We start from the raw sequence: 8,404 nt of genomic DNA, 5'->3' as shown, positions 1-8,404 counted from the left end.
GCCTGGTGCACCGGAGCGGACTCGGTGCGGGTCTCGGCGTTGTCGCCGCCCGCGGCGGCGGTGAAGACACCGAGCACGCCGAACGCCGCGACTGCGGCACCGACCTGCAGCGACCGCATCTTGGGGGCGACGCGGTGAGCGCGGTCGGCGGGTTCGCCGAGGAAGGTCGCGCGCAGTCGGCTGCCGAAGGGCGCCGTCCTCTCCCAACGGTGCCGGCCGGTCGTGCGATCCTGCGGGGTGTCGGGGGTGATCTGGTCGGGGGTCTTCGTCTCGTCGGGGGTCACGAGGAACCAGACTCCGGAACGGAGAGTCACCCTGCATGGTGGTTTCTACGGGGTCGACTACCTATATTGCGTCATTCGGGGCAATCAATGAACGTTTTTGGCTACCCGTTGTGATAGTGGGCAAGAACGTTACCGGGCTTCGGTGTCGGCTGCGTCACCCGTTCGCTGCCCCGCGACCCATCCCGCGATCTGCGCGCGGGAGGTGAAGTCGAGCTTGGTCAGGATGTTCTGCACGTGCCCCTCGACCGTGCGCTGGGCGATCACCAGGTTCTCCGCGATGTCCTTGTTGGTGCGCCCCTGCGCGACCAGATCGGCGATCTGCCGCTCGCGGCGGGTCAGCGGCATCGGGTGCACGTTGTCCTCGGACTCCGAACCCGACGACGACCGCCTGGTGGTGCGCTTGAGCTCCAGCGCGTAGTCCACTGAGTGCGTCAGCGACATCTCCCGCCCGCGCTCGTACTGCTCGTCGAACGCCTCCGGGCCCAGCGCCGTCCGGATCTGCATCAGGTGCTGATCGTGGTCACCGGCGAACCGCGCCCAGAACCCCGGTGCCGAGCGCACCGCGTCCCACAGCGCCGAAGAAGCGCCCAGCAGCCGGGCCGCGCGTTCGAAGCGCTGCTGGCGGTGCGCGATCCAGGCGAGCGTGTCCATGCTGAAGGCGATGCCCAGCCGGTTGTCGAGCTTGCGCTGCAACCGCAGCGCCTCCTTCACCGAGTTCTCCGCCCGGTCGGCGCGGTCCCGGCGCATCTGCACCTGCGCGGTCGCCCACTGCGCGTAGGAGCGCCAGTACAGCTCGCTGTGCTCGGTCGACAGCTGGATGCACTCGGCGAGCATCCGAAGCCCGGAGTCGGGGTCGTCGCCCATGCCCTTGATCAGGCCCAGCGCGTGCAGCGACCACAGCTCACCGGCCAGCTCCCGGTGCTTGCGGAACTGCTCCAGCGCTCCGTCGGCCAGTTCGGTGCCGCGCTGCTGGTCGTTGGAGAAGAACGCGATCAGCCCGTGCAGCAGCGCCAGGTAGGCGCGCTCGATCTCGTCACCCCGCTGGGTGGCCAGCACGGTGGCGCGTTCGAGGGTCGGCTGCACGCGGTCGAGATCGCCCTGCAGCAGCGCGAACCAGGCGCTGACCCGCAGCGCCTTGGCGCGTTCGGGCAGGTCGCGCGGGGTGTTGTCGAGGACCTCGTCCAGCCAGTGGCGCGCTTCGGCGTTCAGACCGCGGATTCCCCAGTACGGCCACAGGTCGGTGACCAGCCGCAGGGCGGTCCCGCCCGTCTCGGAGCCCTCGGCGGCGTGCCGCAGCGCCATGCGCAGGTTGTCCTGCTCGTTGCGCAGCCGCTGCACCCACGCGGCCTGGTCGGGACCGATCCACTCGGCGGTGAACCGCGCGCTGAGCTCGGCGTAGAAGGTGCAGTGCCGGTCGCGCACGAGGTTCGTCTCGCCGTACTCGCCCAGCTTGTCCAGGCCGTACTCGCGCAGCGTGTGCGGCAGCCGGTAGCGGACCTCGCCGCCGTCCTCCTCGCGCATCAGCACGGACTTGTCGACCAGCGAGTGCACCGCGGTGAGGATGTCGACTCCCTTGCCGTCGCCGGCCACGCGCTCGGCTGCGGAGAGGTCGAAGCTGCCGGAGAAGGCCGACATCCGCGCCCACGCCCGCCGGTCGCGCTCGTCGAGGAGCTCGTAGCTCCAGTCGATCAGCGCGCGCAGCGTCTGCTGGCGGGGAGGAGCGCCGCGGCGGCCCTCGGTGAGCAGGTCGTAGCGATCGGCGAGGCGCTCCTCGAGCTGTTGCAGCGACAGCGACCGGAGCCGGACCGCCGCCAGCTCTATGGCCAGCGGGTTCCCGTCGAGGTGGTGGCACAGCCGCATCAGCGCGTCGGCGTTGTCGGCGGTGACCTCGAACTCCGGGACCGCGGCCTTGGCCCGGTCGACGAACAGCCGGACCGAGGCGAACTGCTCGTAGGCCTCGGCGGGCGGCAGGTGTCCGGGATCGGGCACCTGCATCGGCGGCACGACGACGGTGGACTCGCCGGCCACGCCGAGCGACTGCCTGCTGGTGGCCAGCACGCGCACGCCCGGGCACCAGCGCATGATCGCGTCGACGAGCATCGCGACGTCCTCGATCAGGTGCTCGCAGTTGTCCAGGACCAGCAGCATCTCGCGGTTCTTGAGCTGGTCGACGATGGTCTCCAGGCCCGCGGCCGACGACGGCCCGCCGAGACCCAGCTGCTCGATCACGGCGTCAAGCACCAGCGCACCGTCGTCGAGGTTCTCCAGCTCGACGAACCACGCCTTGTCGCGGAAGGAGCGGCGCATGTTGGAGGCCACGCGCACGGCCAGCCGCGTCTTGCCGACGCCGCCCGGGCCGGTGAGGGTGACCACGCGGGCCTCGGAGAAGAGGCGCTTGGTCAGGGTGATCTCACGACGACGGCCGACGAAGCTCGTCACGTCGGCCGGGAGGTTGCCCGCTGATTCGCTCATGCGGGCGTTGGCAGTGGAGACCACGATTCGAGCTTAGCTCGCGAATCGGCCGCTGACCTGGGATCTTGATCCGCCCGGCCGCTGTAATCCCTTCGAGGGGACTTCGGAGATCAGCCGACCCGCAGTAGTCGTGGAATCCACCCTGCCGGGGGTTTCGCGGCCCTCTTCCTCGAGGAGGTCGGCCACCGGATCCGCGTCACCTGATCGCCCCTTCTAAGGTCGAGGTGTGAGGTTCGAGGGTTTCGGCGACGGGGTTGTGGAGTTCTACGAAGGGCTCCTGGCGGACAACTCGAAGGCCTACTGGGCGGACAACCAGCGGCTCTACTCCGAGCACGTGCGGGCGCCGATGGAGGCGCTGCTGGCCGAGCTGGAACCCGAGTTCGCGCCCGGGTTCGGCAAGGGCAAGGTGTTCCGGCCCTTCCGCGACGTGCGGTTCAGCCGCGACAAGTCGCCGTACAAGACCCACTGCGGAGCCGTCATCGAGCAGGGGCGCGGCGGCGGCGCTTACTACGTCGAGGTCGGCCCGGAGGGGATGATGGTGGCGGGCGGCTGCTACCACACCGAGTCCGACCAGCTGGCCCGGTTCCGGGCGGCCGTGGACACCGAGATCCACGGCGAGGAGCTGCGAAGGCTGCTCGACGCGCTCGCCGAGCAGGGCTGGGAGATCGCCGGGACCACGCTGCAGACGCGCCCGCGCGGGTTCGCCCCCGATCACCCGAAGCTGGACCTGCTGCGGCACAAGACGCTCTACGCGGCCCGCACCTGGGAACCCGACGACGTGCTGCACGAGCGCGACTGCTTGCAGCGCGTGCGCGAGTCGTGGGAGGCAGTGCGAGAGCTGAACCAGTGGTGCGCCGACCACATCGGCACCACCGAGAAGAAGCGGCGCTAGGCGCTGTTGAGGAATTGCTTTGCGTGGCGGTGCGGGAGCGGAAACCCCCGAAGGGGAAAGCGCAGCGCCTCCGTGGACTCCGTGCGCCGCTCCTCGAGTACGCCGATACGCGGCGTCCCGGCGTACTCGCCACGAAGGCGCTGAAGAACCCGCGGCGGTGCGGGTTTCTTGGGTGGTGGAAGAGGATGCGGCTCCGCCGCATGCTTCAACGGGCCTTGGACCGCAGGGCGAACGCCGCCCAGCCGAGCAGTGCGCCCGCGATGTCCACGAGGCCGTCGAGGAGTTCGCAGCTGCGCCCCAGGGGCAGCACGCCCTGCAGCACCTCCGAGAGGGCTGCGTAGGCGACGAGCGCGGGCAGCAGCGACGAGGTGCGCCACCCGGCGATGCGACCGGTGATCGCCAGCGCGGCGAAAAGGGTGAAATGCACCACCTTGTCGGTCCCGGGCGGGGCCGTGGGCACGCCCGATTCCGGGGTGAACAGCACGATCAGGCTGACCAGGAGCGCGATCAGGAGCGGAAGCCGCTTGAGCTGGTTTCTGTAATGATCCAGCAACGAAATCACCGATCAGCTTCTTGGGGCGTGGCTGAGTACTGCACCCGGGCGGCGAGAGACTACGCTGACGTGATGTGAGTCGACGAGCCAAGATCGTTTGTACCATGGGCCCCGCCACCGCCAATCCGGAGAAGGTGGCCGAGCTCGTCAGCAGCGGAATGGACGTCGCCCGGCTGAATTTCAGCCACGGCAGCCACGCCGACCACCAGCAGGTCTACGACATGGTCCGGGCCGCGGCGAAGGAATCCGGCCGCGCCGTGGGCATCCTAGGAGACCTGCAGGGACCGAAGATCCGGCTCGGGAAGTTCGCAGCCGGACCGGTCGAGTGGCGAACCGGCGACGTCGTGCGCATCACGGTCGATGACGTGCAGGGCACGCACGACCGGGTGTCCACCACCTACAAGGGCCTGGCCGAGGACGCCAAGAAGGGCGACCGGCTCCTGGTCGACGACGGCAAGGTCGCGATGGTCGTGACCTCCGTCGAGGACAACGATGTCGTGTGCGAGGTGACCGAGGGCGGTCCCGTCTCCGACAACAAGGGAATCTCCCTGCCGGGCATGGACGTCTCCGTGCCGGCCCTGTCCGAGAAGGACATCGAGGACCTGGAGTTCGCGCTCGAGCTGGGCGTGGACTTCATCGCGCTGTCGTTCGTGCGCAGCCCCGCCGACATCGACCTGGTCCACCAGGTCATGGATCGCGTCGGCCGCCGCGCACCGGTCATCGCGAAGCTGGAGAAGCCGGAGGCGGTGGACAACCTCGAAGCCATCGTGCTGGCCTTCGACGGTGTCATGGTCGCCCGCGGTGACCTCGGCGTGGAGCTCCCGCTCGAACACGTCCCGCTGGTCCAGAAGAAGGCGATCCGCATCGCGCGGGAGAACGCCAAGCCGGTCATCGTGGCCACCCAGATGCTGGACTCGATGATCCAGAACTCGCGCCCGACCCGGGCCGAGACCTCCGACGTCGCCAACGCGGTCCTCGACGGCGCCGACGCGGTGATGCTGTCCGGTGAGACCAGCGTCGGCCGCTACCCGATCGAGACCGTGCAGACCATGGCCCGCATCGTCGAGGCCGTGGAATCCGGTTCGCCCACGCCGCCGCCGCTGAGCCACGTCCCGCGCACCAAGCGCGGCGTGATCTCCTACGCGGCGCGCGACATCGGCGAGCGCCTCAACGCCAAGGCTCTGGTGGCCTTCACGCAGTCCGGCGACACCGTGCGCCGCCTCGCGCGACTGCACACCCGCCTGCCGCTGCTGGCGTTCACCCCCGAGGAGTCCGTGCGGAGTCAGCTCGCTCTCACTTGGGGGACGGAAACGTTCTTGGTGCCTAAGGTGGACACAACGGACCAGATGGTGCGGCAGGTGGACCAGGCGATGTTGTCCCTGGGCCGGTCGCAGCGCGGCGACATGGTCGTGGTCGTCGCCGGTTCGCCGCCGGGCACGGTCGGTTCGACCAACCTCATCCGCGTGCACCGGCTGGGCGAAGAAGACCACGTCTGATCGGCCTTCGGACGGGAGCACCAGCTCCCGTCCGGCCGGTCGGGCGCACTACCCGAGGAGCACGCAGTGACCGAAGCGGCCAGGGCCGCAGCAGCCGACCCGACCGGGACCCACCTGCAGGGCGAGGTTCCGGTGGACGTCAACGGCGTGCCGCACGGCCAACCCGTGCTGGACAGCCTGGTGGCGCTGCTGGACCTGGAGCGCATCGAGGAGAACATCTTCCGCGGTGTCAGCCCCGCTTCCTCGACCATTCGCGTCTTCGGCGGCCAGGTCGCCGGACAGGCGCTGGTCGCCGCCGGTCGCACGGTGCCGGAGGAGCGACGGGTGCACTCGTTGCACGCGTACTTCATCCGGCCCGGCGACCCGAGCATCCCGATCGTCTACGAGGTCGACCGCACCCGTGACGGTCGTTCGTTCACCACGCGCCGCGTGGTCGCGCTGCAGCGCGGCAAGACGATCTTCTCGCTGTCGGCGTCGTTTCAGCTCGACGAGGACGGCATCGACCACGCCGAGCCGATGCCCGAGGTCCCCGACCCCGAATCGCTGCCGACGTTCGGCGAGCGGCTCGGCGAGTCGCTGTCGAAGCTCGGCCCGCCGCAGCCCCGCCCGATCGACGTCCGCTACGTCACCGAGCCGCCGTGGGTGAGCCGCGAGAACGGCCCGCGCGAGGCCCGCAACCAGGTGTGGATGCGCGCCGACGGCGCCCTGGCCGTGCCGGACGACCACCTGCTGCACGTCTGCATCGCCGCCTTCGCCTCCGACATGACGCTGCTGGACGCGCCGCTGGCGCGGCACGGCGTCTACTGGGGCCTGGACAACGTGGTCGGCGCGAGCCTGGACCACGCGATGTGGTTCCACCGCCGCTTCCGCGCTGATGAGTGGTTCCTCTACGACTGCGCCTCGCCGAGCGCCTCCGGCGGCCGCGGCCTGGCCACCGGCCGCTTCTTCTCCCAGGACGGCCAACTCGTCGCCACGGTCGTCCAAGAGGGTCTCCTCCGCGTCAACGACTGACACCTCTGTTCTCCGGCTCCGCCGCGTGCCCACTCCTGTCCAGACCCCCGATTTCAGTGGAAATCGGGCCTCCGACTTCCACTGAAGTCCGGTTCCAAAGTTCCACTGAAGTCTGGTCCCGGAGTTCCACTGAAATCGGGTTACGGAGTTCCACTGAAATCCGGTTGATCACCTGCGGGGACCGGGTCGTGGTCGTGTCGGGTGAGTCCGACGGCTAAGGGTGGCGGTTGCCGGGAGCGGGGTTCAGGTTCGTCTGCGGCGTTTGGGACGTAGGTGCTTGGGGGCGGTGAGGGCTCTGGTGCGGAGTTGTTCGAGGACGATCGAGCTGGTGAAGTTGCGGACCTCTGTTCGGGACGCGAGCTTGTCGACGAGGAACTCCTGCAGGTGCTTGGTGCCGGCCACCGCGACGTGCAGCAGGAAGTCGGCTTGGCCGCTCACGTGCAGCAGTGAGCGGGTCTCCGGCTGGGCCATGACGAACTCGCGGAACTGATCCACGATCTGGCGGGTGTGCGGGCGGACGTTGACCGCCACCACCGCCTCCAGCGCCAGGCCCGTCGCGGCCGGGTCGACGTCGATGTGCGACCCGGTGATCACTCCCTGTTCTCGCAGCCTGCGGACGCGTTGCAGGCAGCTGGACGGTGCCAGCCCGATCCGTTCGGCGAGGGTGCGGTTCGGCAGGGTCGCGTCGTTCTGCAACTCCTCCAGAATCCACCAGTCAACCGAATCCAGTTCTACGGATTCGCTCATAACCGAACATCCTACGCAGGAGCTCGATAGCAGGCGAACCATCGTCGGAGAATCTTCGCATCTGCTTCCCCGAAATTCTTCGAAGGAGTTCGTCGTGCACATCGCCTGGGGGTCGTTCCTGCTGGCGCTGCTGGTCATCGTGCTGGTCCCCGGTCCCGACTTCGTCCTGGTGACCCGCAACGCGGCCAGCGGTCGCAGGTACGGATGGCTGGCCGCGGCGGGCGTGAACTGCGGGCTGCTGCTGCACGCCACCGCCGCCACCCTCGGCCTGTCGGCGCTGGTGGCGGCCGTGCCGGCGGCGCTGTTCGTGGTCAAGGGGTTGGGCGTGGCCTACCTGGCGTGGATGGCGTTGCAGATGCTGCGCCACGCCGGTTCCCACCCGGCCGAGACCGTCGTCGAGCAGCCGCCTTCCGGCCGCTCGGTGTTCCTGCGCGGGCTGCTCACCGACGTGCTCAACCCGAAGGTGATGCTGACGTTCCTGACGCTGCTGCCGCAGGCGATGGACCCGAGCGCGGCACCGATGCCGCAGGCCGCGCTGCTCAGCGGCGTCGCGGTGATGGCCTTCGCCGCGTGGTGGCTGGTCGTGGTCCCGTCCGTGGGTCGGCTGGCCGCGTTCCTGGCGAGCCCCAAGCGCCGCGCGGTCTTCGAGCGCTGCTGCGGCGGCGCCCTCCTGGCCATGGCCACCTCGATCGCAGTCGGCTGACCCCCGACCCCCACCCGCTCCACCCGGAATACCGCAGTATTCAGATCCCGGACTACGGCGGTATTCCGTCCCTGCGGCAGCCGTGCCCCTGGCCGCGGTCACTTCGCTCGCAGTCGTCTGACTTCGGTTCCGGGTCCGTGCCGGATTACGGCCGTATTCGGTTCCCGGATTACGGCGGTATTCCGGGTTCTGAATACTGCGGTGTTCCGGGTGCGGGGGCGGGGGGTGTGGCGGGTGGTTTCTTGT

General features: G+C 69.2%; 7 protein-coding genes and 1 pseudogene. 4 read left to right on the top strand and 4 right to left on the bottom strand.

Annotated features, from left to right (window positions below; translation table 11 throughout):
• A pseudogene (locus E1181_RS21120) lies at nt 1-284 on the bottom strand (hypothetical protein); the annotation flags it as partial.
• 129 nt (nt 285-413) lie between these two features.
• Nucleotides 414-2,780, bottom strand: a complete 2,367-nt coding sequence (locus tag E1181_RS21115; protein ID WP_132677378.1) for an ATP-binding protein — start codon at nt 2,778-2,780, stop codon at nt 414-416.
• A 202-nt stretch (nt 2,781-2,982) separates the two neighbouring features.
• Between E1181_RS21115 and E1181_RS21110 the strand changes: the two genes are divergently transcribed.
• A complete protein-coding gene (locus E1181_RS21110; RefSeq protein WP_132677377.1) occupies nt 2,983-3,648 on the top strand; it encodes a DUF2461 domain-containing protein in 666 nt (221 codons plus the stop codon).
• Between the two features lie 205 nt (nt 3,649-3,853).
• Here the strand turns inward: E1181_RS21110 and E1181_RS21105 are convergent, their stop codons facing one another.
• The gene (locus E1181_RS21105) at nt 3,854-4,210 is read right to left on the bottom strand and encodes a VanZ family protein (protein WP_235876925.1); all 357 of its coding nucleotides are present in this window, start codon (nt 4,208-4,210) and stop codon (nt 3,854-3,856) included.
• Nucleotides 4,211-4,275: 65 nt separating this feature from the next.
• Between E1181_RS21105 and pyk the strand changes: the two genes are divergently transcribed.
• On the top strand, nt 4,276-5,697 hold the full coding sequence (gene pyk / locus E1181_RS21100) for a pyruvate kinase (protein WP_132677376.1): 1,422 nt from the start codon (nt 4,276-4,278) through the stop codon (nt 5,695-5,697).
• A 66-nt stretch (nt 5,698-5,763) separates the two neighbouring features.
• Entirely contained in the window at nt 5,764-6,708 is a 945-nt protein-coding gene (locus tag E1181_RS21095; protein ID WP_132677375.1) for an acyl-CoA thioesterase, read from the top strand.
• Nucleotides 6,709-6,951: 243 nt separating this feature from the next.
• Here E1181_RS21095 and E1181_RS21090 read toward each other — a convergent pair whose 3' ends face one another.
• The gene (locus E1181_RS21090) at nt 6,952-7,455 is read right to left on the bottom strand and encodes an Lrp/AsnC family transcriptional regulator (protein ID WP_132677374.1); all 504 of its coding nucleotides are present in this window, start codon (nt 7,453-7,455) and stop codon (nt 6,952-6,954) included.
• Nucleotides 7,456-7,549: 94 nt separating this feature from the next.
• Between E1181_RS21090 and E1181_RS21085 the strand changes: the two genes are divergently transcribed.
• Complete coding sequence (locus E1181_RS21085; protein ID WP_132677373.1) at nt 7,550-8,158, top strand: LysE family translocator; 609 nt, start codon at nt 7,550-7,552, stop codon at nt 8,156-8,158.
• Nucleotides 8,159-8,404: the final 246 nt, after the last annotated feature.

The organism is Saccharopolyspora terrae, from assembly GCF_004348435.1.
Classification (GTDB): Bacteria; Actinomycetota; Actinomycetes; order Mycobacteriales; family Pseudonocardiaceae; genus Saccharopolyspora; species Saccharopolyspora endophytica.
The sequence above is the reverse complement of the archived record's forward strand: the minus strand, read 5'-3'. Positions and strand labels throughout refer to the sequence as shown.

Excerpts from the sequence above, each read along its gene's own strand:
- E1181_RS21090 (WP_132677374.1), bottom strand. The coding sequence starts at position 7,455 with ATGAGCGAATCCGTAGAACTGGATTCGGTTGACTGGTGGATTCTGGAG.